The sequence below is a fragment of the Nocardia sp. XZ_19_231 genome, from assembly GCF_015355705.1.
GTDB lineage: Bacteria > Actinomycetota > Actinomycetes > Mycobacteriales > Mycobacteriaceae > Nocardia > Nocardia salmonicida.
Genome location: NZ_JACUZI010000026.1, coordinates 1 through 647 on the forward strand (window position 1 = coordinate 1; position 647 = coordinate 647).

General features: G+C 56.1%; 1 rRNA gene. It reads left to right on the forward strand.

From position 1 onward, the window contains the following. Positions 1-647 (forward strand): 23S ribosomal RNA (locus IBJ82_RS34385); the annotation flags it as partial.

The following is a 647-nucleotide window of genomic DNA, read 5'->3' on the forward strand; positions in this document are numbered from 1 at the left end:
TTGTGTGGGGTGATGGCGTGCCTTTTGAAGAATGAGCCTGCGAGTCATCGGTGTGTGGCGAGGTTAACCCGTCGAGGGGTAGCCGTAGCGAAAGCGAGTCTGAATAGGGCGAAATTTAGTCGCACATTATGGACCCGAAGCGGAGTGATCTACCCATGGCCAGGGTGAAGCGACGGTAAGACGTCGTGGAGGCCCGAACCCACTTAGGTTGAAAACTGAGGGGATGAGCTGTGGGTAGGGGTGAAAGGCCAATCAAACTCCGTGATAGCTGGTTCTCCCCGAAATGCATTTAGGTGCAGCGTCACGTGTTTCACACCGGAGGTAGAGCTACTGGATGGCCTAGGGGGCCTACAAGCTTACCGAAGTCAGCCAAACTCCGAATGCCGGTGTGTGAGAGCGTGGCAGTGAGACTGCGGGGGATAAGCTTCGTAGTCGAGAGGGAAACAGCCCAGATCGCCGGCTAAGGCCCCTAAGCGTGTACTAAGTGGAAAAGGATGTGGGGTCGCTTAGACAACCAGGAGGTTGGCTTAGAAGCAGCCACCCTTGAAAGAGTGCGTAATAGCTCACTGGTCAAGTGATCCTGCGCCGACAATGTAGCGGGGCTCAAGTACACCGCCGAAGCCGCGGCATTCACGCAATAGCCCGTC